The organism is Limnothrix sp. FACHB-406 (assembly GCF_014698235.1).
GTDB lineage: Bacteria > Cyanobacteriota > Cyanobacteriia > CACIAM-69d > CACIAM-69d > CACIAM-69d.
Window position 1 is genome coordinate 47813 of sequence record NZ_JACJSP010000009.1, and the last position, 22762, is coordinate 70574.

The 22762-nt window shown below is 56.5% G+C and carries 21 protein-coding genes; 10 read left to right on the top strand and 11 right to left on the bottom strand.

Features of this window, described 5'->3' with window-relative positions; translation table 11 throughout:
- Positions 1-137: 137 nt before the first annotated feature.
- The 3 genes from H6G53_RS10585 to H6G53_RS10595 all read left to right on the top strand — a co-directional run bounded on the left by H6G53_RS10585 (position 138) and on the right by H6G53_RS10595 (position 2817).
- Entirely contained in the window at positions 138-794 is a 657-nt protein-coding gene (locus H6G53_RS10585; RefSeq protein WP_099534973.1) for a sigma-70 family RNA polymerase sigma factor, read from the top strand.
- A gap of 383 nt (positions 795-1177) precedes the next feature.
- Positions 1178-1825 (top strand): anti-sigma factor, encoded by a 648-nt coding sequence (locus H6G53_RS10590; protein WP_190532749.1) that lies wholly within the window; start codon positions 1178-1180, stop codon positions 1823-1825.
- A 452-nt stretch (positions 1826-2277) separates the two neighbouring features.
- Positions 2278-2817 carry a COP23 domain-containing protein gene (locus tag H6G53_RS10595; RefSeq protein WP_099534975.1) on the top strand — a complete coding sequence of 180 codons (540 nt, stop codon included), beginning with the start codon at positions 2278-2280 and terminating at the stop codon, positions 2815-2817.
- Between the two features lie 121 nt (positions 2818-2938).
- Here H6G53_RS10595 and tatC read toward each other — a convergent pair whose 3' ends face one another.
- Positions 2939-3736 carry a twin-arginine translocase subunit TatC gene (gene tatC / locus H6G53_RS10600; protein ID WP_190532753.1) on the bottom strand — a complete coding sequence of 266 codons (798 nt, stop codon included), beginning with the start codon at positions 3734-3736 and terminating at the stop codon, positions 2939-2941.
- 136 nt (positions 3737-3872) lie between these two features.
- Here tatC and H6G53_RS10605 point away from each other — a divergent pair, with 136 nt between their 5' ends.
- Positions 3873-4958: an ABC transporter permease gene (locus tag H6G53_RS10605; RefSeq protein ID WP_190532756.1), complete on the top strand. Its 1086-nt coding sequence runs from the start codon at positions 3873-3875 to the stop codon at positions 4956-4958.
- Between the two features lie 27 nt (positions 4959-4985).
- On the opposite strand, the gene H6G53_RS10610 is transcribed toward H6G53_RS10605, so the two are convergent.
- Positions 4986-5573 (bottom strand): PAP/fibrillin family protein, encoded by a 588-nt coding sequence (locus H6G53_RS10610; RefSeq protein ID WP_099535004.1) that lies wholly within the window; start codon positions 5571-5573, stop codon positions 4986-4988.
- A 151-nt stretch (positions 5574-5724) separates the two neighbouring features.
- On the opposite strand from H6G53_RS10610, the gene H6G53_RS10615 reads away from it, so the two are divergent.
- The 5 genes from H6G53_RS10615 to H6G53_RS10635 all read left to right on the top strand — a co-directional run bounded on the left by H6G53_RS10615 (position 5725) and on the right by H6G53_RS10635 (position 8297).
- Entirely contained in the window at positions 5725-5958 is a 234-nt protein-coding gene (locus H6G53_RS10615; protein ID WP_234407086.1) for a DUF3134 domain-containing protein, read from the top strand.
- 157 nt (positions 5959-6115) lie between these two features.
- Positions 6116-6313 carry a 50S ribosomal protein L35 gene (gene rpmI / locus H6G53_RS10620; protein WP_099534979.1) on the top strand — a complete coding sequence of 66 codons (198 nt, stop codon included), beginning with the start codon at positions 6116-6118 and terminating at the stop codon, positions 6311-6313.
- Positions 6314-6439: 126 nt separating this feature from the next.
- Positions 6440-6799, top strand: coding sequence for a 50S ribosomal protein L20 (gene rplT / locus H6G53_RS10625; RefSeq protein ID WP_099534980.1), 360 nt, complete (start codon positions 6440-6442; stop codon positions 6797-6799).
- Positions 6800-7078: 279 nt separating this feature from the next.
- Positions 7079-7597 (top strand): tetratricopeptide repeat protein, encoded by a 519-nt coding sequence (locus H6G53_RS10630; protein ID WP_099534981.1) that lies wholly within the window; start codon positions 7079-7081, stop codon positions 7595-7597.
- A gap of 202 nt (positions 7598-7799) precedes the next feature.
- Entirely contained in the window at positions 7800-8297 is a 498-nt protein-coding gene (locus H6G53_RS10635; protein ID WP_190532758.1) for a hypothetical protein, read from the top strand.
- 204 nt (positions 8298-8501) lie between these two features.
- Here the strand turns inward: H6G53_RS10635 and H6G53_RS10640 are convergent, their stop codons facing one another.
- The 8 genes from H6G53_RS10640 to H6G53_RS10675 all read right to left on the bottom strand — a co-directional run bounded on the left by H6G53_RS10640 (position 8502) and on the right by H6G53_RS10675 (position 19768).
- Positions 8502-10589 carry a thioredoxin domain-containing protein gene (locus H6G53_RS10640; RefSeq protein WP_190532761.1) on the bottom strand — a complete coding sequence of 696 codons (2088 nt, stop codon included), beginning with the start codon at positions 10587-10589 and terminating at the stop codon, positions 8502-8504.
- 76 nt (positions 10590-10665) lie between these two features.
- The gene (locus H6G53_RS10645) at positions 10666-11010 is read right to left on the bottom strand and encodes a DMT family protein (protein WP_190355617.1); all 345 of its coding nucleotides are present in this window, start codon (positions 11008-11010) and stop codon (positions 10666-10668) included.
- 76 nt (positions 11011-11086) lie between these two features.
- Positions 11087-11938, bottom strand: coding sequence for a peptidase (locus H6G53_RS10650; protein ID WP_190532763.1), 852 nt, complete (start codon positions 11936-11938; stop codon positions 11087-11089).
- 13 nt (positions 11939-11951) lie between these two features.
- Complete coding sequence (secG, locus tag H6G53_RS10655; RefSeq protein WP_099534985.1) at positions 11952-12182, bottom strand: preprotein translocase subunit SecG; 231 nt, start codon at positions 12180-12182, stop codon at positions 11952-11954.
- 80 nt (positions 12183-12262) lie between these two features.
- Positions 12263-13861: a 2,3-bisphosphoglycerate-independent phosphoglycerate mutase gene (gpmI, locus tag H6G53_RS10660; RefSeq protein ID WP_099534986.1), complete on the bottom strand. Its 1599-nt coding sequence runs from the start codon at positions 13859-13861 to the stop codon at positions 12263-12265.
- A gap of 107 nt (positions 13862-13968) precedes the next feature.
- Entirely contained in the window at positions 13969-15699 is a 1731-nt protein-coding gene (locus tag H6G53_RS10665) for an ATP-binding cassette domain-containing protein (protein ID WP_099534987.1), read from the bottom strand.
- An 849-nt stretch (positions 15700-16548) separates the two neighbouring features.
- Positions 16549-18129: a phosphoglycerate dehydrogenase gene (gene serA / locus H6G53_RS10670; RefSeq protein WP_099534988.1), complete on the bottom strand. Its 1581-nt coding sequence runs from the start codon at positions 18127-18129 to the stop codon at positions 16549-16551.
- 220 nt (positions 18130-18349) lie between these two features.
- Complete coding sequence (locus H6G53_RS10675; protein ID WP_242030822.1) at positions 18350-19768, bottom strand: aldehyde dehydrogenase family protein; 1419 nt, start codon at positions 19766-19768, stop codon at positions 18350-18352.
- A gap of 118 nt (positions 19769-19886) precedes the next feature.
- Here H6G53_RS10675 and H6G53_RS10680 point away from each other — a divergent pair, with 118 nt between their 5' ends.
- Positions 19887-21275, top strand: a complete 1389-nt coding sequence (locus H6G53_RS10680) for an FGGY-family carbohydrate kinase (protein ID WP_190532766.1) — start codon at positions 19887-19889, stop codon at positions 21273-21275.
- Positions 21276-21311: 36 nt separating this feature from the next.
- On the opposite strand, the gene H6G53_RS10685 is transcribed toward H6G53_RS10680, so the two are convergent.
- Positions 21312-22745: a cytochrome P450 gene (locus tag H6G53_RS10685; protein ID WP_190532769.1), complete on the bottom strand. Its 1434-nt coding sequence runs from the start codon at positions 22743-22745 to the stop codon at positions 21312-21314.
- Positions 22746-22762: the final 17 nt, after the last annotated feature.

Genomic DNA, 22762 nt, shown 5'->3' on the forward strand with positions numbered 1-22762 from the left:
GTTACCGCTAGCCGCCAAAGCTTGCGCCAGAACGGGTGATTTTAGACCCGAGCGATCGCAAAATCCTTAAGCCAGGAACTCTGAAGACCACCCCCGCGTCTGGAAAGCATGGGATATCCATCAACCCAGATGCGCGTATGAGCTACTCCCCGCCCGTGCCCTGGTCCAAGATCGAGGCCGCCTTGCCCCAAACGCCTGTGCCGCCTCAGAAATTATCAAGCGCTGATTTGGTGCTGCGTTGCCAAGCAGGCTTGCAGCCTGATCGGGCTGCTTTTTCAGAACTGCTGCGGCGCTACCAGCCCCATGTGGATCGCGTGCTATATCACCTTGCGCCGGACTGGTCCGATCGGGCAGACCTCGCGCAGGAGGTGTGGTTGCGGGTCTATCGCCACCTCCACCGCCTCAAGGAGCCAGAAAAGTTCCGGGGATGGTTGAGCCGCATTGCCACCAATTTGTTTTATGACGAATTGCGCAAACGGAAGCGCGATCGGGCCCCCGTCTCCTTAGATGCCACACGGCAACTGGACGATGGCGAACTGGATTGGGAAATTGCCTCCCCTGACCCCAGCCCCGAAGAGAACCTATCCTCGCAAGAGTTCTACGAGAAGCTGCGAGAGGCGATCGCCGATTTGCCTGAAGCCTTCCGCACCACGATCATTCTGCGGGAAATTGAAGATTTGCCCTACGAGCAAATTGCGGAAATGACCGGGGTTTCATTGGGCACAGTGAAATCGCGAATTGCTCGGGCCCGGGCCCGCTTGCAAACGCAACTGCAAAATTACCTCAATCACTAGTGCTGAGCCATTCATCTCAATGGACTAAGCCAGTGGTTTGAATTGGGGCTTGAGTTAGGGCTTGAATTGGGGTTTGAATTGCGGAGAAGTTTGAGGTTATATTCGCTACTCCGTATACTCAAAAAACGGGTTGAATCGGTAAAGTTCCGGTTGCTTGGATGTTCCAATGAGAACTTGCCAAATACCCAAGAAAAAACCGAGCGAAGTCATCAGGAAATCAGCGATCGAATGCTGATCATTGAAAGCGTTTCAGGGTAGAAATCTCGGTTCCTAAAGATTTAGACTAAAGCTGGAACCAATTAGCAGGTTCCAAGGTCTTGTGTGATTGAACGGTGTGTCGCGAGTGCTGTTGTGATTGGTTTGTTAAGGGCTGTGGTGCTGCTATGACTTCTGAAATGCGTCCCCATGGACAAGACCCTGATTGGTCCGAAGCGTTCTGGTCTCGGGTTGCGGCATCGGATTCTGATCGCAGCCTCAACCAAGACCTAGACGGCGATCGCCTAGAGCGGGATTACCTCGACCCAAACTCCGATCCTGCGATTACGGAATCTTGGGGTTCGGGTTCCCCCATTGGCCTTGAGCAGTTTGAGTTGCTCAGTGCTTATCTTGATGATGAAGTCACCCCTGAAGAGCGACAACAGGTCGAAACCTGGTTGGCGACGGATTCAGCGGTGCAACAGGTTTTTAGAACGATGGGTGGTTTGAGCCGCTCAATCACTCAGATCCCGGTGCCCGCTGCGGCCCCGATCGAGCAAACGGTGCAAGGCGTGTTGGCCAAGCTCGATCGCCGGAAACAGCGACTGCAATGGGTTGGTGGCTCCGCGATCGCGGCGGTGGTGACGGCGGCCTTGGCTTCCATCAGCACGGGCTGGCAGGAACCAAGCTGGCAAATGGCGAGCTATCGATCGACCCCTGAGCAGTCCCTGGCCTTGTCTAGCCAATCGCCAACGCTGGCCCCCACGGAGCCGGCCGCTTCGCCCACTGGTCAAACGCCGCGATCGGTGGTCGATCGTGCCCTGATCATTGAATAGACGGCTCAAACGGAACAGCCCTCGGATCGGCATTGCGCCCCTGTGGCGTTTTGCCGATTCTTTTGATTAAGTTGCTGCCTCGCTTTGCGCAAGCGTTGATCGCCCTGAGGATCAGTCACCATGCGCCCCTGTCCTTGGGATTTTGAGACACCAGGTTAGAGATCCCTGGGAGCTTTTTGGGGGTTTAGCACGTCTGAGAAGCTATCAACGAAATGCCGTTCAGGTGGTGCTGTTCTTGATAGTGCCGAAATCCGCTCCCCTTTCAGGCCATAGACCCCAGCCATTGCGCTTTGTAAGCTACTCCAATGTGCTGACCTGATTTCAAAGGGTTGCGGGAGTTACGGTTTTCTGTTCGCTTCCCAGACTTGAATTTCCGAATATTCCCCGGTATACAGTCAAACTTAACGCCAAGTCATCCTCAAAGTACGGGGTTTCAGACCCAGGAGTTTTCGATGAAGTCAGCTATGAAATGGGCGATCGCTGGTTTGGTGGCCCTCAACCTACCTTGGATGACCGCTGAAACCGCCAGAGCCGGCGCTATTAAATCCTTAGCCTCCTTCCAATGCCAACAGGTCAATGGCTATTACGCCACCGTGGCCGTTCAGCGAAATGGGCGCACAGCTCCGGTCATTGCCTGGACCAGTGAAGAATTTAGCGATGCGGGCTACACCCCCCAGCGCCGTTGCGGCGAAGTCACCAGCCGGTTGAACGGCGTGCTGCGGGAGAACGGTAATCGCCTCAGTAATATCTACTTAACCGTGGGACGGGTGAATAGCCACACGGTGGTTTGTAGTGTGGGCAACATGCGATCGGGCTGCAATCGCAACAACGTGCTTTTTACCCTCAGCCAAACCAACCGCCGATCGAACGATCCCCGTGAAGTGTTGGAGCGACTGTTCAACACGCGCGTTCTCAGCAGCGGCAACCCGGTACAAGAATCGGGCGGTCAACCCTACGTGAACTTGGAAAGTTTGGTGAATCAGCTTTTTTAGGTCGCTTTTTTAGGTCGCTTTCTTTAGGCCTCTTGCAGGATGGACGGCCCTCAACGTGGGGTACGGGGGAAATGCCTCGGTAGAATCAAGACCCCAATTAATAACCCAATTAACAACCCAATTAACGACCCAGCAGGCGCAACACCCCAACACCACTGAAATACAAGCCAAGGACTGCGCCGCTCAAGAGTCCCTGGGTCAAGGGATCGGTGGAGGGAGTCAGCACCGCGCCCAGGATCACCGCGCCCAACAGCACGTAGCGCCACCCCGCCAGCATTTGCCCCGAGGAAACCACTCCCAATAAACCCAGCATCACTTGCAAAACGGGTATTTGGAAGGTGAGGGCCGTGCTGAAGAGCAAAAGCAGCACAAATTTAAAGTATTTCTCGATCGACCAAGCCTGTTCGACCACATCGCCGCCATAGCTCACGAAGAAGTTGAGGGCCGCTGGCACAAGGGCTTGGTAACCAAACACTAGCCCCATGATGAACAGGACGCTGGATCCCACAACGGCGGGCAGCACTAACCGCCGCTCGCGCCGGGTGAGGCCGGGCAGGACGAACTGAATAATTTGGTAAAGGATGTAGGGGGTTGCCAGCAGCAAACCCGAGTAGCCAGTGACCTCGATCGAGACAAAGAAAAATTCACCGGGTGTCAGTTGCAGGAACTTCACCCCATTGGCCGGTGCTTCCAACAGTCGCACGATCGGCCGGACAAAGACGAAGCAAAGGCCCATCGCCAGCACCACCACCCCCAAGGCCGCAAAGAGGCGCGATCGCAACTCCTCTAGGTGCTCAAAAAGGGACATTTCCACTTCATCGGGCAGCTCATCATTGGGGTCGATCGGGTCGATCGGCTCGGGCGACGGCATGGCCGGCGGGGTGATGTGGGGCTGGTCGAGGTCAGAGGAAGCGGTCATAGGGGAAGGAAAAATGGGGCGATCGAGGCGGTGAGGCTGGGCAGCGCCGGACGGCCGGGAAAACCCGCTGGGGCTGGTCAGTTAAGATTGGTCAGCACAGATTCATTTCTTAACATTCTAAGGGGCCTCCGTAACGATGAAATGGTGGCAAAAGCTGAAGGGAAGTCCGCTGGCACGCTGGGGCGCGATCGTGCTCGGATTGCTTTACACCGTTGCCCTGTTTGCGGAGTTTGTGGCTCCCTATGACCCCTACAGCGTCCAAGCGCAGGGGGGCCTGCTGCCACCCACGGTGATTCATTGGCAGGATCAGGCTGGGCAGTTTTTGGGGCCCCATGTTTATCCCACAACGCTGGGGGCAACGGATTTGCAGACGGGCGATCGCCCTTTGCGGGTGGATCGATCGCAGCCTTCTCGACTGCGACTGCTAACCACGGGCCCTGAATACCGGCTTTGGGGATTGATCCCCGCTCGGTGGCATCTGTTTGGCACCGATGGGCCCGGGCGCTGGAACGTGTTAGGAACCGATGAGCAAGGGCGCGATCAGTTCAGTCGCTTGGTCTATGGCAGCCGCATCAGCCTCAGCATTGGACTAGTAGGAATTGCAATTTCTTTCCCGATCGGGCTGTTAGTTGGCGGCATTTCTGGCTACTTTGGCGGCTGGATTGACAGCACAATCATGCGGCTCACGGAAGTGCTGATGACCATTCCGGGCATTTACCTGTTGGTGGCTTTGGCTGCCGTCTTGCCCCCCGGCCTGAGCAGTGCCCAGCGGTTCTTCCTGATTGTGGCCATCACATCATTCATCAGTTGGTCGGGCCTGGCACGGGTGATTCGCGGCCAAGTGTTGTCCATCAAGGAGCGGCCCTTTGTGCAGGCGGCCCGAGCCATGGGGGCCGGGACTCTCCGGATTGTGGTGCTTCATGTGTTGCCCCAAACGGCCACTTACACGATTATTTCCGCAACTTTGGCCGTGCCGAGTTTCATTGTGGCGGAATCGGTGTTGAGCTTGGTGGGGCTGGGGATTCAGCAGCCCGATCCTTCCTGGGGCAATCTGTTGTCTTTGGGAACCAATGCTTCGATTTTGACATTGCAGCCTTGGTTGGTTTGGCCCCCGGCGATCGCGGTGGTGCTGACAGTGCTGTCCTTTAATTTGTTGGGTGATGGGCTACGGGATGCTTTGGATCCACGCAGCACGGAGCGATCGAGCCGCTTGAGTGAATAGCTGTTGCTTAACCCTTGGGGCAAAAACCTAGACTCGCCGCAGCACAAACACGCTTCCTTCGTTGCCCCGACCAATTCGCAAATCATCATCCAAATAGGTCACGTCTAACCAACCCTGTTGCTGGACGGGGTTCAAGGTGAAATTCAGTGCTCGAAACCGATCGCCCTGTTCAGCCCGATCGACCCAATCGGTAATTTGGCGATAGTTCGCTAACCGCTGGGAACCCACCACAATTCGCTGAAAACGCACCGCCACCCGCACCGCCGACAAAGCCTCGAACCGGGCTGCCACCGCCACATAGCCCTCCAGCCAAGGGAAGTTGTTGTTGAGTTCCGCCAAGTTATAGATCGTTTGTCGATCGGGGCGAATGCATTGATAAATCGCGCCCAAATTGGCGATCGGGGGGCGATTAATACCCAATAGTTCTCGACTGGTGGTGTAAAGCAGTTGCCAATCGCCCGCGAGCTTGGCCGGCTGCTCGATCGGGCTGGGGGTTGGGTTGCGTTCCTCCAGCCGCGTGATCAGCGCCAAAATAGCCGCCTTGTCCGAGGTCGTGGTTTTTAAACCCAAGTTTTGACCCACCAGGGCCGCAAGCAAATCTGATTTTCCCAGCATGATGAATTCAACAATCCAGTAGGACGCGGCGGAGCGATCGTGGCACACTTGACAGGGGAGGCCTCTTGTGGAAACACTAGGATCCGCTTCCAGCCCAACAGGCACAAGCCCCTATCCACCATATCGCTAGCAACCTATCCCTAAACTATTGATGAACACTCCTGCTTTGCGTGAAGAACCGCGCCGTGCTCGTGCGGGCGTGATCCCGGCCCAAACCAACGCTTCGATCTTGGACTGGCTGGAATCATCAGGTCGGCTGCGCGATCGCGATGAACGGGACTTTGAGTACAACGAGCGCGACGAAGAAATCGCCGATATGCTCGTGGGCGAAGAAACGGGCTACGAGCTGGATGACGACGATGACATGGCCAGCGACGAACCCTAGGCCCTGTTACCCTTCAACCAATTAGCGCGATCGACCTCAGAGGCTTCATTGCCCCCAGCGCCCCCTTGACCGCATAGGTCGATCATTTACGCAATGGGGCTAGCAGTGATAGGATTTGAAATCGCGCCAACCAAGCGCCCAACCCCGAGGTAAGTCCATGCCTAAACTCAAAACTCGCAAAGCTGCCGCCAAGCGCTTTCGCAAGACCGGTAGCGGTAAATTTGCCCGCCGGAGCGCCCTGCGTAGCCACCTTCTAGAAAAGAAGAGCGCTGTTCGTAAGCGTCGTTTGGCCGGTGCGGCTCTGGTGCACGAGCGCGATGCAGACAACGTGCAACTCATGTTGCCTTATCTCTAAGGACAAAATCCTCGCAGCTTTTGCCCGGGGAACCTGTCAATGCTAGTTGCCGCTATCTCGATCGGCGCTTCCCCGCTTTCCTCTGTTTTTTCTGTATTGCTTTAGTTTCAAGCAAAGTCAACCCCTATGGCACGTGTTAAGCGCGGCAATGTTGCTCGCAAACGCCGCAAAAAGATTCTGAAGCTCGCCAAGGGCTTCCGTGGTTCCCACTCGCGTCTGTTCCGCACCGCTAACCAGCAGGTAATGAAGGCCCTGCGGAGCGCCTATCGCGATCGCCGTCGCCGCAAGCGCGATTTCCGTCGCCTGTGGATTGCACGGATCAACGCTGCTGCTCGGATCAATGGCACGAGCTATAGCCAATTGGTGGGCAACCTGAAGAAGGCTGATATTCTGTTGAACCGGAAAATGCTGGCCCAGTTGGCTGTTCTGGATCCTGAAGTGTTTGGCAAGGTGGCCGAAGCTGCCAAGGCAAAAGCTGCGGGCTAAGGGTGCGATCGCTTGATTTTGCGAATCAATCCAGCCGATGGGTGCAGCTTAATTCAGCACTTCGTTCAGCAAAATGATGGCGATGGCCAGTGGTGCTCAGGCGTGATAGCAACATCGATCCTTCTGGATAGTGAGGGCGCGGGCGATCGCGCCCTTTGCTATTGATGCGATGCTATTGATGTGGTGCTATTGATGTAGCTGCTGGTCAACGAAAAGCCCTAGCAATTTCAATTTTTTTAATTAACGAGTCCCCCTTTCAATCCTCTTGCTTTAATCCCTATGGAAGGCTCAGTTGGTATTGTCTATATTTCAATTTTGGTGGGGCTGCTGTCGATCGTGGCCTTTTTTGTACTGCGTCAGGTGTTCAAAACTCGTCGCCTAGAAAATACCCTCAGCCGCTTGCAAAAAGCCGCCAGCAGTGGGGAAGCAGGTGCTCAGGCGTTTTATGAACTGGGCAGTATTTACATGGATAAAAAAATGTATGGCCAGGCGATCGAGCAATTCCAGCGATCGCTCAAGAAAGGTGAAGAAGAATCCACCGATAACTTGGCCATTGTTTACAACGCTTTGGGATTTGCCTACGTGGCCCAAGAGCAGTTTGATTTGGCCATTCGGCAATACAAAGAAGCCGTCAAACTCAACGGCGGCTACGTGACCGCCTGGAATAACTTGGGATTTGCCTACGAGAAAAAACAACTGGTGAAGCAAGCCTTGGAAGCCTATGAAGCAGCCTTGGCGGCCGATCCCAAAAATGATGTGGCGAAGCGCCGTCTGGAGTCATTGCAAAAGCGCGCATAAAATCAACAGCAGGGGCAAGGATTCCACAGACCTTGCCCTTGTTTGTTTTTGTCGCGACGGGGTTAACCAACGGCTGTTGATGGCAATCAAAGCCTGGAAATTAAAACCTGGGAATTAAAACCTGGGAATTAAAACCTGGGAATTAAAACCTGGGAATTAACGCCTGCTTGCGATCTTGATTGGAAAACTTGAGGATTCGACCATGTTGGATATGTTGTCTTCGCTGCTGAGAAATCCTGCCCTGGCCGGTGGTTCAGGGGACTTGGGAGCCATGTTGCAAACCTTCCAAGCCATCAGTAGCCAAGGGGGATTGGACTTGGCGAACACCCAAGCGGTGATGGGAATTGTGGCGAAATATTTGAAAGAGGGCTTGCAGGCTAACCAGGCGGCCAATGGTTTTGACCAAACCCAAGCGTTGGTTGATCAATTGGGCGGCACGGAACCCAATGCGGCGGCGATCGAGGCGTTTTTGAATCAACCCCAAGTGGAACAAATGCTGGGGGAAATTGAGGCCCGCACAGGGCTGCCCGCCGGGTCGATCGAACCGATTTTGCCGATGGCAGTGCCCCTGATGCTGAACTTTTTAAAGTCCAACGAGCAAGGCAATTCGCTCCTTAGTGGCTATTTGGATAGCGACGGGGATGGGGATATTGATATGTCGGATTTGATGGGCTTGGCGATGAAATACCTGAATCGCTAGGGCTGGTTCGATCGCAAACATGAACGCTAGGATCTGTCGTCACTGCCTGGAATCCAGCGAAAACGGTTGATCTTCCATCTTCTAAGCGCCGTAACAAGGGGCTTAAGCCCCTTGTCCCCCGCGATCTCACCACAGTGGAACCAGGGTTTTGGGTGAATTGATAACCGTTCCTAGCGTGGCGAGCTGGAACTAGCCACTGCGAGCCTACCCCTGGCATTGCTTCAGCAAAGACCAGAGTTGAGCTTGATCCGTGGCGGCAGGCAGGCAGGTTAGCCCTTTGCAAACCAGGGCGATCGCCCCTTGCGGTAATTGCTGATCCAGCCGCAAAACCGTAGTGGGCAAATATTGCTGGGCCAAGAGGGTCAGGGTTTCCGCCTTGGCCCGCACCAGCACGGGCCGCTGGAACTGATCCAAGGCTGCCAGCAAACTGGGACAAGCGCGGGGGTGCTCGTCTAAGAAACGATGGAAACTGCGGAAGCCCTGTTCAGCGCGATCGAGATAGGTCAAATTTTCCGTGAGCAGGGCCAGGCGCACCAAGTTGCCCAGGGCTGTGCCGTTGGCGGCGGGGGTGGCGTTGTCGATGATGCTCCGCTCGCGAATGATTAAATCCGGGCGATCGTCCGCGTTGAAATATCCGCCATGATCGGCATCCCACAGGTGCTGATCAAATTCCGCCTGAAGTTGGGTCGCCAAGGCCAGCCACTGATCCGCCTCTGAGGGAGTAATTTGCCCCGTGGCGATCAGGGCTGTTGCGGCCTGGTGCAGTTCCAGCAGGCTGCGGATCACTTCGGCGTAGTCTTCTGCTTGGACCCTGATCGCCGGTCGTCCGTCGTAGTTCAGCCGATAGAAGCGATCGCCCGCACCGTGATGAGTTTGCAAAAAGCGGGCCGCTCCGGCAGCTAACTGGTAGGCGGGCAAGTCCTGAAACACGGCGGCCACCCGGGCCAACCCGGCAATCATCAAACCATTCCAAGCGGCGATCGCTTTGGTGTCGGTGACAGCGGGAATGCGACCGGGCCAAGCGACGGTTTTCGCCTCGGTGGCGTTGCGGGCGGGTGGAAATTGGGCCAACTGGGCGCGGGGCTGGCCGTAACGCACCGTGAACAGGCGATCGAGCGCCTCTGTCACCCCATCCGGCAAGGTTCCGCCCGATCGCCGCTGCAACACATTCACACCTTCAAAGTTGCCCGGCACTGAAACCGTGAACTGTTCCACCAATGCCGAGAGGGCTTCTGGTTCCAGCAGGGATTCCAGCTCATCCCAGCCCCAAACGTAAAATGCACCTTCTTCCGGTTCCGCCGCTGCGGGATCGGTGAAGCTGTCGGCATCTTGGGCCGCATAGAAGCCGCCATCGGGATTGGTCATTTCACGGCGGAGCCAGTCGATCGCCCCAAAAATTCCCGATCGCAGGGAGGGATCTTGGGCCCCCGCACTCCACAGATTCGCCAAAAACTCCACGATTTGCCCATTGTCGTAGAGCATTTTTTCAAAATGGGGCACTGTCCAGGTGGGATCAACGGTGTAGCGATGAAAGCCGCCGCCCACATGGTCGTTGATGCCGCCCAGGGCCAGGGCCACCCCCCGTTGCAAACTGGGGCGCAGGGCTTCTGGAATTTGGTCGCTCCAAGGCTCGGGACTGGTGACCCGATAGCCCCGCAACACAAAATCCGCATAGGGAATCATTGGAAACCGATTGCTCGATCGCCCTTCGGCCAAAACCGCTGCATTTTCCTGCCAACCTTGCTCAACCAGGGTGCGATCGAACAAATTGGCCCCCGTCGCCAAATCCACCGTTGGTTGCAGGGCCGCCAGAATTTGCCCCTTAATTTGGGCCACTTGCTCCGGCTGCTGGTCGTAGTGATCGCGCAGCGCTTGCAACAATTGCAAAAATCCTGGCCGGCCATAGCGCGGCTCCACCGGAAAATAGGTTCCCCCATAAAACGGCACTAAATCGTAGGGATCCAGCCAAATATTCAACGGCCAGCCCCCTTGGGTAATCATCATTTGCAGCGCTTGCATATAGATGCTGTCGATGTCGGGGCGCTCTTCCCGATCGACCTTAATGGGCAAGAAATTCGCATTCAGATAATCCGCGATCGCCGGATCTGAAAAGGCTTCACCCTCCATCACCGTGCACCAATGGCAACTGGAATAGCCAATGGACAAAAAAATCGGTTTATTTTCCTGTTTCGCTTGAGCAAGGGCTTCCTCACACCAAGGCCACCAGTCAATGGGATTATTCGCGTGTTTTTGTAGATATAAACTCTGGCTACTAGCAAGGCGATTAGGCATGATGATTTAGGCGACTGGGATTGGCTAAATTTGAACGGTTAAGTTTCGGTGGCGACGATTTTAAGATTTTGTTTGCTTAAGATTTGGTTTGATCACTAAAAATCAAATAAGCAGCACCCGCTAGCAACATAGCAGCCAGAAAGTAATTGCGTGTCACAGGAACTTTCATATACCAAACGCTAAATCCAGCGAACACCACCATCGTAATAACTTCCTGCAAAACCTTGAGTTGCGGTAGATTAAAGTATTGCGTGCCCAGGCGATTGGCAGGTACTTGAAAACAATATTCTAGAAAGGCGATCAGCCAACTTACGACAATTGCAACCCACAGGGGTGCAGTCTTCAAATCTTTTAAATGACCATACCAAGCAAAGGTCATAAAAATATTGGAAATCATCAATAAGCCAATGAGGTTCCACATAGCTAGAAGGGTTTAACACCATTCAGAAGAGATGGGATTCTAAGCAGGACTGAGCGCATTTTGACTGGCGATCGCCCTAGTTTAATGGCCAACCGAGGCGGGTGGGTTGCTCATAGATTTTTACTAGGGTGTTCAGATCCCGATCGGAAATGGGGGGCGGATTGGCCACGGCGGCGGCATAAAGCGCGTCTTGGGGATTAGGACTGTGGCCCCAAATTCCCAGGGCATGGCCCAACTCATGGCGAGCCGTGCCCAACAGTTGAGCAAACGCGCGATCGCCCCGCAACAGCATCGTAAATCGGTGGGCTAGTCGGGGGCGATCGCCCCGTAGATCCCAATAGAACTCATAGGTGGTGCGGGCGTTGGCGGCTCGGGGCAAACCGGCCGCATTGCGCAGGGTGGGATTGCCCAGGGCGATGGTGATGTCGGCCGGGGTTGAATCCCCAGCGTCCAGCAGTTGCAGCGATAGATAGGGTTGCCAATCGGTGATCGCCTGGGTCACGGCCTTGCGCCAAGCTGCCGCGCGGGGCGGTGTGGGGGCAAGGGCAACGGTGATCGGAAACTGCGACCAGATCAGGTGACCCACGATCGAGGGTTCAATTTGGTCGAAGTAATCTGGACTAGAGGAATCTGGGTCGAAGTCATCCCCGGCCCCGTTACGCGGCGGAACAAGTCTTGATTGGGCCGCCGGGCGATCGCGCCACTGTTGCAAACGGGTTGGCAACGGGTGTACCTGGGGCGGTGGTAGTTGGGAGAGCAGGGCCGGCAGTGGTTCCGTTGCTTGGGCGAGCGAATCACCCCCCCGATCGGCTAGCCCCCCAATTCCCAGACCACTCCAGACCCAACTGCTCAAAACACCGCAGAGCGCGATCGCCCCATAGACCATCGCGCTCTGCCATCGTTGTCGGTTGCGGGACACCCCACCCATTGGGCGATCGCCCCTAACCCTTCAGCCAGCCGGCACTCAGCACCACCGCCAAACCCATGAACACCAAAGCCAGCGTCCAGGTAATGCGATTTAGCGTGGCTTCCGCGCTCTTGGTGCTCGAAAACAGTTGAGCTTGGCCGCCAATGCCGCCGAGACCGTCACCCTTGGGGCTGTGCAACAGCACAAACACCACCAAACCGAGGGCAGACAGGGCCCAGATTATTTCCAAAATCGTGGTCAACATAGGAAACGCAGGATTGTACCCAGCAATAGCGGAATCAACATTTTACGGCCGGATGGAGACCCCCAGCGGCCCCCGTGGGTCTAAACGCCTACCGTGACCGGCGTGCGATTCAACTTGGCTTCATAGGCCGCCGGAGCTACGATCGACTTGCCCGTCATTTCAGAGGGCTGGGGCAAATTCAGCAATTGCAGAATCGTCGGCGCAATATCCGCCAAGCAACCATCATCCCGCAACTGAACATCGCAGCCATGGCCGACCACCTTGCGGCGCTCCCCTTCCACCACGATGAATGGGACACGGTTAGTGGTGTGGGCCGTCCAGGGATTACCCGCCTCATCGAACATGTATTCCGCATTCCCGTGGTCAGCGGTGATCAGCACCGTGCCGCCCACCTTGGAAACCGCCGTTAACACCCGGCCCAAACAGCGATCAACCGTTTCAATGGCCTGAATGGCCGCTTCCATCTGTCCGGTGTGGCCCACCATGTCTGGATTGGCATAGTTCACCACCACCAAGGAGTAGACCTCCTTTTGAATGGCGGAAACCACCGCATCGGTTACCGCGTCCGCAGACATGGCCGGCGCGCGATCGTAAGTTGGCACCATCGGACTCGGGATCAGCACCCGATCTTCTCCTTCAAAGGGATCTTCCAAACCACCATTGAAGAAGTAGGTGACATGGGCATATTTTTCCGTTTCGGCGGCTCGAAACTGGCGGAGGCGATGATTCGCCAACACCTCACCCAAAATGTTTTTCAGATCCTGCGGCGCGAAGGCCACGGCCACGGGTAGCTCGGGATCATATTGGGTGAATGTGACGAAATGGATCGGTTGCACCAGTTCGCGCTCAAACCCATCAAACTGAGGATCCATGAACGCTTGGGTGAGCTGCCGCGCCCGATCGGGACGGAAATTGAAGAAAATTACGCCGTCTTGGGCCGCCACGGCCCCCGGAGCCACCCGCACCGGCAGAATGAACTCATCAAAAACCTTTTCCGCGTAGGAGTCCTGAAGGATCTGCACGGGCGATCGCCCATCCACTTCACCCTCCGTTGCCATCACCTGGTAGGCCTTTTGCACCCGATCCCAGCGGCGATCGCGATCCATCGCGTAGTAGCGCCCGGAAACCGTCGTGATTTGACCCACCCCCGCGTCATCAATCAGCCCTTGCAGTCGAGTCAGAAACTCAATGCCACTGTTGGGCTGGGTGTCGCGACCATCGGTGATGGCGTGAATACAGACTTCCGTGATTCCCTGTTGCGTTGCCAGCTTCAGCAACCCGGCCACATGATCCAAATGAGAATGCACACCCCCATCGGAACAAAGGCCAATCAGATGGAGCTTGCCGCCACTGGCTTTAACCTGCTGACAGGTGGCGACCAGGGCAGGATTGCTCAAAATTGAATCGTCTTCAACGGCATCGGAAATGCGAACCAACTCTTGGGGCACAATCCGACCCGCACCAATGTTCAGGTGGCCCACTTCGGAGTTACCCATTTGCCCCTCGGGCAGGCCAACCGCCTTACCTGATGTGCGGATCAGTGTGTGGGGATAGGCTGCCCAAAGGCTATCAACGATCGGGGTTTTCGCTTCGGCAATCGCATTACCGTTGCGATCTTCGCGGTAGCCCCAGCCGTCAAGAATGATCAGCACGACAGGGGAGACAGTTGACTCCACCATACTCTGATTGCTCTTCATATTTGCTTAATTTTCCCGCCATAATAGCACCGAGATTTAACCTATAAGCCTGGGATGGTTTGTGGCGCATCCCAGACGTTACAAGGTATTTACAAACCGGTGTTTGCTTTTTTCGCGTCCTGCTTGGCCCGTTGCTTTTCGCGCTCTTTCTCGCGCTTGGCGGCCGCTTTGTCCGCCTTCTCTTGGGCAATGGCTGCCAACTTTGCTTGCTCTTGTTCCTCGGCAATCTTGTCGAGATAGTAGCGATAGTTGCCCTGATAAACGCGCAGTTCGCCTTCACGAACTTCCACAATTTTGTTGGCAACTTGCGAAATAAAGTATCGATCGTGCGACACGATCAAGGCAGTGCCATCGAATTGCGTCAGGGCTGATTCGAGGGTTTCTTTTGCAGGAATGTCCAAGTGGTTGGTTGGCTCGTCCAAAATCAGCAGATTAACGGGCTGAACGAGCATTTTGGCGAGGGCTAAACGCGCCTTTTCGCCCCCACTCAAGGATTCAACTTTCTTGAGAACCGCTTCGCCACTGAACAGGAAACGGCCCAAGAGGCTGCGCACCTCTTCCTCTTTCCAGTCTGGGGCTTCGTCCCGCAGGGTGTCAATGACGGTTTTGTGTAAATCCAGGGCTTCGGCTTGGTTTTGCTCAAAATACCCGGGGATCACGTTGTGTTGACCAATTTGGGCGGTTCCCTCGGTGGGGGCTTCCCGACCCATGATCATGCGCAACAGGGTGGATTTACCGCAACCATTGGGCCCAAGGAAGGCGATTCGATCGCCCCGTTCCACGGTCAAGTTCGCACCCAGGAACAGGATCTTATCGGCCCAAGCGTGGGTCAGGTCTTCAATTTTGACCACCTCGCGACCGCTGCGCGGGGCGGGCGGAAACCGAAACCGCAGGGTGCGCACATCGGCCACGGGAGCTTCGAGGCGCTCCACTTTTTCCAGTTGTTTTTCGCGGCTCTTGGCTTGGGTGCTGCGGGTGGCGCTGGCCCGGAACCGATCGACAAAGGCCTGTTGCTTGTCTAGTTCCTTTTGCTGGCGATCGTAGGCCGCCTGGAGGGCGCTGCGATTTTCTTCTTTTTGGGCCAGGTATTGGGAATAGTTACCCAAGTAGGTGGTGGACACACCGCGCTCGGTTTCCACAATCGTGGTGCAGAGTCGATCGAGAAATTCTCGGTCATGGGAAATCAGCACCAGCGGCTTGCCCAGTTGCTTCAGGTAGCCTTCTAGCCACTCGATCGACTCGAGATCCAAGTGGTTGGTCGGTTCGTCCAACAGCAACAGATCCGGCTCTTGCAGCATCACCTTGCCCAAGCAGATCCGCATTTGCCAGCCGCCACTGAAGGAGCTGACCAGCCGATCGCCATCGTCCGGCTCAAACCCCAACTCCGGCAACAGTCGATCGACCCGGGCTTCTAGACCATAGCCATCCAGGGCTTCAAACCGGCGTTGTAGGTGGTCGAGATCGCGCAGCAAGGCTTCTAGGCGATCGGGATCCGCCGCGCCCATCTCGTTTTGCACCTGGTGCATTTGATCCTGCACCTCGCAAGCTTCCGTGAAAGCCGAGAACAGTTCTTCGCGCACCGTGCGGCAAGGATCCACATCAAACTCTTGGTTGAGATAACCAATGCGCAAATCAGCCGGGCGAATAATTTGCCCGGCCGTTGGCTCAATCTCACCCATGATGATTTTGAGTTGGGTGGATTTACCTGCCCCATTCACACCAACCAACCCAACCCGATCGCCGGGCTTGACCTCCCAGCTCACATCCCGCAGGACTTGGCCCGTTGGGTAAATTTTTTGGATGCGTTCCAAACGCAGCACGTTTGCCTCCCGGTTTCAGGTTTGCTGGTCGTTAACGTGGTTGAACTGGTTGAGCTTCAAACTGAAGGGAATCTTAGACCAATGCACGAAAGCGTAAAAGCCTTGAGCGTGAAACTCCCTTCGGTAGTGGTTCCGGCTTGAGGCTCATACCACAGTGAAATGATTGGGATCGATCGGGCGATCGAAGCCAAATGGGTATAGGACAGCTTGCCAACGTTATGGATCGCGCTTAATCGGTTATCCGGTTTTGCCGTTGCTCCGACCAATTGCCGACCCCTTTTAGGTTTTATCCAGCTAGACTCAGCCAGACTCGGTGAGCAGCATCAATAAAGATGCGACCAGCAAACTGTTGTCTTTGTAACAAAACTTAGGCCGTATGGTAGCAGGGTCAGGCCCGATCGCCTAGTTTTTTTGTCAGGGAGTGACCATTAATTTTGCTCATAGGCTGACTCATGGGTTAGCCCATCGATCTACTTATCAGCCGATTTTTGTGATCAGCCGATTTTTGCGCAAGAAAAAACCTCGAGCTGGGCCAGCCAGCAATCGAGGTTTCAATCGGGGTGCATCTACATGGAGTGGTTTTCAGCCCTCCAGTCATTAGCTCCGGATAGTTTTTCAGCAAAGAAGCCTAGGGCGTGTCGTCAAATCGCCTGAAACCCTGCTTCCACCGTTGTCAGATCGTGGGGGACAAGGGGCTTAAGCCCCTTGTTACGACGATTGGGGCATGAAAAATCAACCGTTGTTGTCTGATCTCAGGAAATGACGACAGGCCCTAGGATCCGTCGTCATTGCCACCGCCGTAGGGGTTGGGTTTCCCAACCCTAATCTGAACCCTAATCTGAGCGATCGCTAAAGCACCACCGTGAAGGCATCGCGGATACCCGGAACCTTCACAATCTCTTCGAGCAGGCCATCGGGCAGCAGATCATCAATGCTCAGCACCATCACCGCATCGCCGCGCACAATCTTGCGGCCCACCTGCATACTGGCGATGTTCACATTGAAGCTCCCCAGCAGCGAACCAATTTTCCCAATGATCCCCGGCATATCCCGGTGCTTGGTCAGCAGCATGTAGCGGGTGGGGGTGACGTTAATCGGGAAATCATCAATTCCGGTGATGTGAATTTCCCCGTCACTCAGCAGGGTGGCCGTGGCCGAGTGCTCGCCCAACGAACCCACCGCCGACAGGTGCAGCGAGCCGGTGTAGTCCCGAACGGAAGAATCGCGGGTTTCAATTACCCGGATGCCCCGCTCCTTGGCTTCAATGCTGGCGTTGACGTAGTTCACCCGTTCCCGCAAAGCCTGGGACAACAAACCTTTCAGGGCTGCGATCGTGATGGGTTTGCTGTCTTTTTCTGCCAATTCCCCTTGCAGGCGCACCGTCAGGGATTCCACCCGACCGCCAGCCAGTTGGCTCACCAAAGTGCCCAGGGTTTCCGCCAACTTCAGGTAGGGCCGCAGTTGCTCCATCACATCGGGATAAAGACCCGGAATGTTCACGGCCGATCGCGCTGGCAGCCCCAACAGTACATCGCGGATTTGCTCCGCTACGTCGATCGCCACGTTCACCTGGGCCTCTTCGGTGGAAGCACCCAAGTGCGGAGTCAGCACCACTTCCTTGCCCAAGCCCTTGAGGGGCGAATCTCCCAACGGCTCATCCAAAAACACATCAAGGGCCGCGCCGCCAATCCGATTTTCCTTCAGGGCTTCGTAGAGCGCTTGCTCGTCGATGATGCCGCCCCGGGCGCAGTTAACGATCCGCACCGTGGGCTTCATCTTCGCCAGCGCTTCAGCATTAATCAGGTTGGCCGTTTCCGGTGTTTTCGGCATGTGCAGGGTGATGAAATCCGACTCACGGAACAGCAAGTCCAAATCCACCAAGCGACAACCCAACTGCTCGGCGCGTTCCTTGGAAATAAAGGGGTCATAGGCCAGCAACTTCATGCCCATGGCCTTGGCACAGGAGGCCACATGGGAACCAATTTTGCCCAAGCCCAAAACCCCGAGCGTCTTTTTGTAAACTTCCACGCCCGTGAAGTTCTTGCGATCCCAGTTGCCGGCCTTGGTGGATTCGTTGGCGGCGGGAATGTAGCGCGACATGGACAGCATCATGGCCAGGGCGTGCTCGGCGGCGGCGATCGTGTTGCCTTCCGGCGAGTTCACAACCACAACCCCTTGGCGGGTGGCGGCGGGCACATCCACGTTATCGACTCCGACCCCAGCGCGGCCAACAATTTTCAGGCTTTGGCCGGCTTCGATCACACGGGCAGTGACGCGGGTACCCGATCGAATCATGAGCGCGTCATATTCACCGATGATTTGCACCAGCTCATCTTCGGGCAGGCCGGTGCGGACATCGACTTGGGCCACTTGCGACAGAATGTCGAGGCCGGCTTTGTCGATCGGGTCGGAGACAAGTACCTTCGGCATGGGGCGAGTGTGCGGTTGGCAGATAGGAAAGGTCTAGTTCGCTGCGGGTTGACGAAGCGAGGGGTTGGCCCAAAGTTGCCAGCCAAAATCGCGACAAATCACTGAGGATCTGCGATTGGGTGATTTAGGAGCGGGTTGGGCTAACTTGCAGCCTCCTATTCTACAGGGGGTGATCACGATCACGATCGTCCCCTAGGGTTTCTTTGGGCTTAAGGAACGGTTAAGACCGCAATCGCGATAGCCAGGATAATTTGTTGTCGTCGTAGGGCGGATAGCGCATTGGAAATTCCGGCTTGGCCGATCGCCACAGGTGGCTGCGCTGATAGGAAAATAGCTCAAACCCAGCCCGGCCGTGATAGCGGCCCATGCCGCTGGCTCCCACGCCGCCGAAGGGCAAATCGGGCACGGTGGCTTGCACCAACAGATCATTCACACAAAGGGATCCCGAGGTGGTTTCCCGGCCGATCGCCCGGCTAATGGTGCGATCGTTGGCAAACACATAGCAAGCCAAGGGATGGGGCCGGGCGTTGATTTGGGCGATCGCCCCGTCCAGGTGGTCATAGGCCAACACCGGCAAAATGGGCCCAAAAATCTCCTCTTGCATCACGGGATCGCTCCACTGCACTGCCGCCAACAGGGTCGGGGCCAAGTAGCGTTGCCTCGGATCCGCATCCCCACCGATCACCACCTGGCCCGAGCCGGGAATCAGCCGCAACAACCGTTCTAGGTGATAGTCATTGGCAATCCGGGCAAAATCCGGGCTGAGGCTGGGGGTGGGGCCAAAGAAGTCGGTAATGGCCGCTTGGGCCAACGCCAGAAACTCCGCTTCCCGATCGCGCGGCACTAACACATAGTCAGGAGCCAAGCAGCTTTGTCCTGCGTTGAAAAACTTGCCCCACACAATTCGCCGGGCCGAGATCGGGAAGTCGGCCGAGCGATCGAGAATGCAAGGATTTTTGCCCCCCAGCTCCAGGGTGACCGGTGTGAGTCGCTGGGCTGCGTAGGCCATCACCACCTTGGCTACCGTGGGGCCACCCGTATAGAAAATATGGTCGAAGGGTTCTTCCAACAGAGCTTGGCTGACCTGAATTCCCCCTTCCGCCACCGCCACATACATCGGGTCAAAGGCCCGACGAATTAAATCCGCGATCGCCCGGGAGCTTTGGGGGGCAACCTCTGAGGGCTTAATCACCGCGCAGTTGCCCGCCGCGATCGCCCCCACCAGCGGCCCCAAGGTCAACTGCACCGGATAATTCCAGGCCCCCATAATCAACACCACACCCAATGGCTCCCGCTGCACCTTGGCTCGACCGGGCCAGAGGGTGACGGGCAACCCGACCGATCGGGGCTTAGTCCAACTCCGCAAATGTTTGAGGGCGTGGTCAATTTCCAGCAGGCAAAATTCCAACTCCGCCAGCACCGCTTCAAAGGGAGGTTTGCCCAAATCCACCTGCAAGGCCCGCAGGAGCTGATCCTGTTGTTCTTCAATGGCCCGGCGCAGATCCTGAAGCCGCCGCAGCCGATAATCCACATCGCGGGTGTAGCCCAACTTAAAAAAGTCGTGCTGGGTTTTCACCAGTTCCTGGGGCGAGGTGGCAGAAGGCGCGATCGGCTGGGGCATAGGGGCAAAATCGGGCAAAGGCAGCAATCAAGCTTCAACGTTAACCATTGATTCAACGACAAGCAATTACAAGCAATTTGCAATTTAGTTTGCAAGTTAATTGGCAATTGACTAACTAGCGATATGGGCAGGAATGATGGGTCAGGATTGGGGCCTTGATGAACGATGGGCTAATCAGTTGTCCATGGGCATTGACTTTGGAACCTCCGGGGCCCGAGCCATGGTGGTCGATCGACAGGGAGCCGTGGTGGCCCAGGCGCAGGTGAGCGCATCGGGGACGGGATCGGGGAGTGCAGCGGATTGGCTGTCGCAATTGACGGCGCTGCTGGCGGATTTGCCCCGATCGGTGCGGCAACAAACGGGAGCGATCGCCATCAATGGCACTTCGGGAACCGTGCTGCTGTGCGATCGCCAGGGCCATCCCCTGACCGATCCTCTCGCCTACGATGACGATCGGGGCCAATCCGTTTTGCCCCAAATTGCCGCGATCGCCCCGGCAGATCACGTCACCCACAGCGCCACCTCCAGCCTAGCCAAGCTGCTATGGTGGCGGGCCACAGAATATGGCGGTCAGTGGCCCACGGTGGATCCGCCCCAATTGCTCCATCAAGCGGATTGGCTCGGGGCCCAACTGCACGGTCAATTTGGCATCACGGACTATCACAACGCGCTGAAGTTGGGGGGCGACCCGATCCGCCAAACCTATCCCCAATGGCTGCGCCGTTTGGATATTGGGCCATCGCTGCCCAAGATTGCACAACCGGGCCAGGCGATCGGAACCATTTTGCCCCTGTGGGCTGATCGCTGGGATTTCCCGATCGATTGCCAAATTTGCACCGGCACCACCGATAGCATTGCCGCATTTTTGGCCAGTGGAGTCCAGGAACCCGGCCAGGCGGTCACGTCCTTGGGGTCTACCCTAGCGATTAAATTACTGAGCGAGCAGCCCGTTGCCGATCGCGCCCATGGGGTCTATAGCCACTTTCTGGGGCGATCGTTAATGGCCCGCTTGGCCATGGCCTCCTTGGCCCCTGGGAGTGGCAACACGACCGCTAGCCCCCCCTCGGTCGATCGCTGGTTGGTGGGCGGGGCTTCCAATGCCGGCGGCCGGGTGTTGCGGCACTTTTTTTCTGACCAAGAGTTACAACGGCTCACTGCCCAAATTGATCCCCAGCAGCCCAGCCCCCTCGACTATTACCCCCTGCTGGAACCGGGCGATCGCTTCCCCATTTGTGATCCCCATTTGCCACCGCGCCTCACGCCCCGACCGGCGGATCCCGCCGCCTTTTTGCAAGGCATTTTGGAAGGCCTAGCCCGGATTGAGGCCCAAGGCTATCAGTTACTTCAGCAATTGGGAGCCAGCCCGCTGCAATCGGTGCAGACGGCCGGCGGTGGGGCAAAAAATGATGTATGGACGGCCATTCGATCGCGCCATTTGGGTTGCCCCGTGCGATCGGCAAAGCAGACGGAGGCGGCCTATGGCACGGCCTGGCTGGCTTGGGCCGGTTTGCTTGGGCCGACTTGATCGCGGCCCCATCATTCACCGCCCGATTGATCAGCCCTAGGCCACCGTTTGGGGCTTGGGCACTGGGGCAGGAGCCACCCGATCGCGCCGGGTCATCCGCAATCGCAGCGGCCCATCAGGCCCCACGGTCACCCCTCGGCGGGCCGGGCGGGGAGGCAACACCCCGGCATAGGCCACCGACCAGTCCATCAGCAGCGTTGCCAACACCAGCTTCATTTCAAACTGGGCAAAGGCCATGCCAATGCAGCTTCGGTTGCCGCCGCCAAAGGTCAAAAATTCCGAATTGCTGAACGATCGCTCCAAAAATCGTTCGGGTTGGAACTGGGTTGGGTTGGGATACAAATCCGGCCGACGGTGAGCGCTGTAAATGTTGGGCGAGACAATGGCCCCGGCGGGATAGTCATAGCGCCCGATCATTGTGGGCTTCAGCAAGCGGCGCGGACTGCCAATCAGGGCCACGGGATACAGGCGCAAGGTTTCCTGGCAAAAAGCGTTCAGGTAGGGCAGTTTGGCGATCGCCATCGGTTCCGGATCCGGCCCCAGTTCGGCAATTTCCGCCCGGATTCGATCGCCCATGGCCGGAAACTGCGTCACCCACCACAGGGCCCAAGCCAAGGACGTGGCGGTGGTTTCATGGCCGGCCAGCAGCAGGGTCATTAATTCGTCGCGAATTTCCTCGTCGCTCATGGGCTGGCCCGCTTCATCGCGAGCCGCCAACAACAAGCTCAAAATATCGGTGCGATCGCTCGGCCCCCGATTGGTGGCTGGGTTCGGTTGAGCAGCGTCCTGTTGAGCTTGGACTTGCTCAGCGCGGCGATCGGCAATTTCCCCATAGAGCAAGACATCAAGCTGATTCCGCAACTTCAGAAAATAACCCCAAGGACTCCAGGGACCCCAATCCCGCTGCAAGGACGGCAAAAACAACAGGCTAGAGGTGAAGGGCGATCCCAGCAGGTCTAGAATTTTGGCTGCCAAAACTTGGATTTGGCCATAGCGATCGCCATCCACCAGCCCAAACACCGCTTTCAGGATGGTTTTCAGCGTAATGACTTGGGTGACCTTGCGCCCAGCAATGACCTGCTGCGATCCCCAATCCGCCGCCTGTTGGCGGGTTAAGTCACAAATCAACCGCCCATAGGTTGTCATGCGTTCGCCATGGAACGGCGGCAACAGCAACTTGCGATGGCGACGGTGGGGATTACCATCCAACAACAGCAGGGAATTGAGACCCACCAGCGGCTCCAGCAGATAATTCATGGAACCGCTTTCGATCTGGTTGGGATCCAGGGAAAACACATCCGCGATCGCCTCTGGATCCGCCACAAGGGTCATGCGCAACCCGGTGACCAGTCCCAGGGAAAACGTTGACCCCCATCGATCGGTGCATTGATCCAGAAAAGTTAGCGGATCAAATAGCCAGCGAAACAGTTGCCACCCGGCGGGACTCGGCACAGGATTGGGAAAAAGCATGACTTGCGAGGAACGTC

Bases quoted from the DNA above. Each gene is read 5' to 3' on its own strand.
- H6G53_RS10585 (WP_099534973.1), top strand. From the start codon at position 138: ATGAGCTACTCCCCGCCCGTGCCCTGGTCCAAGATCGAGGCCGCCTTG.
- H6G53_RS10590 (WP_190532749.1), top strand. From the start codon at position 1,178: ATGACTTCTGAAATGCGTCCCCATGGACAAGACCCTGATTGGTCCGAA.
- H6G53_RS10595 (WP_099534975.1), top strand. From the start codon at position 2,278: ATGAAGTCAGCTATGAAATGGGCGATCGCTGGTTTGGTGGCCCTCAAC.
- tatC (WP_190532753.1), bottom strand. From the start codon at position 3,736: ATGACCGCTTCCTCTGACCTCGACCAGCCCCACATCACCCCGCCGGCC.
- H6G53_RS10605 (WP_190532756.1), top strand. From the start codon at position 3,873: ATGAAATGGTGGCAAAAGCTGAAGGGAAGTCCGCTGGCACGCTGGGGC.
- H6G53_RS10610 (WP_099535004.1), bottom strand. From the start codon at position 5,573: ATGCTGGGAAAATCAGATTTGCTTGCGGCCCTGGTGGGTCAAAACTTG.
- H6G53_RS10615 (WP_234407086.1), top strand. From the start codon at position 5,725: ATGAACACTCCTGCTTTGCGTGAAGAACCGCGCCGTGCTCGTGCGGGC.
- rpmI (WP_099534979.1), top strand. From the start codon at position 6,116: ATGCCTAAACTCAAAACTCGCAAAGCTGCCGCCAAGCGCTTTCGCAAG.
- rplT (WP_099534980.1), top strand. From the start codon at position 6,440: ATGGCACGTGTTAAGCGCGGCAATGTTGCTCGCAAACGCCGCAAAAAG.
- H6G53_RS10630 (WP_099534981.1), top strand. From the start codon at position 7,079: ATGGAAGGCTCAGTTGGTATTGTCTATATTTCAATTTTGGTGGGGCTG.
- H6G53_RS10635 (WP_190532758.1), top strand. From the start codon at position 7,800: ATGTTGGATATGTTGTCTTCGCTGCTGAGAAATCCTGCCCTGGCCGGT.
- H6G53_RS10640 (WP_190532761.1), bottom strand. From the start codon at position 10,589: ATGCCTAATCGCCTTGCTAGTAGCCAGAGTTTATATCTACAAAAACAC.
- H6G53_RS10645 (WP_190355617.1), bottom strand. From the start codon at position 11,010: ATGTGGAACCTCATTGGCTTATTGATGATTTCCAATATTTTTATGACC.
- H6G53_RS10650 (WP_190532763.1), bottom strand. From the start codon at position 11,938: ATGGGTGGGGTGTCCCGCAACCGACAACGATGGCAGAGCGCGATGGTC.
- secG (WP_099534985.1), bottom strand. From the start codon at position 12,182: ATGTTGACCACGATTTTGGAAATAATCTGGGCCCTGTCTGCCCTCGGT.
- gpmI (WP_099534986.1), bottom strand. From the start codon at position 13,861: ATGGTGGAGTCAACTGTCTCCCCTGTCGTGCTGATCATTCTTGACGGC.
- serA (WP_099534988.1), bottom strand. From the start codon at position 18,129: ATGCCGAAGGTACTTGTCTCCGACCCGATCGACAAAGCCGGCCTCGAC.
- H6G53_RS10680 (WP_190532766.1), top strand. From the start codon at position 19,887: ATGGGTCAGGATTGGGGCCTTGATGAACGATGGGCTAATCAGTTGTCC.
- H6G53_RS10685 (WP_190532769.1), bottom strand. From the start codon at position 22,745: ATGCTTTTTCCCAATCCTGTGCCGAGTCCCGCCGGGTGGCAACTGTTT.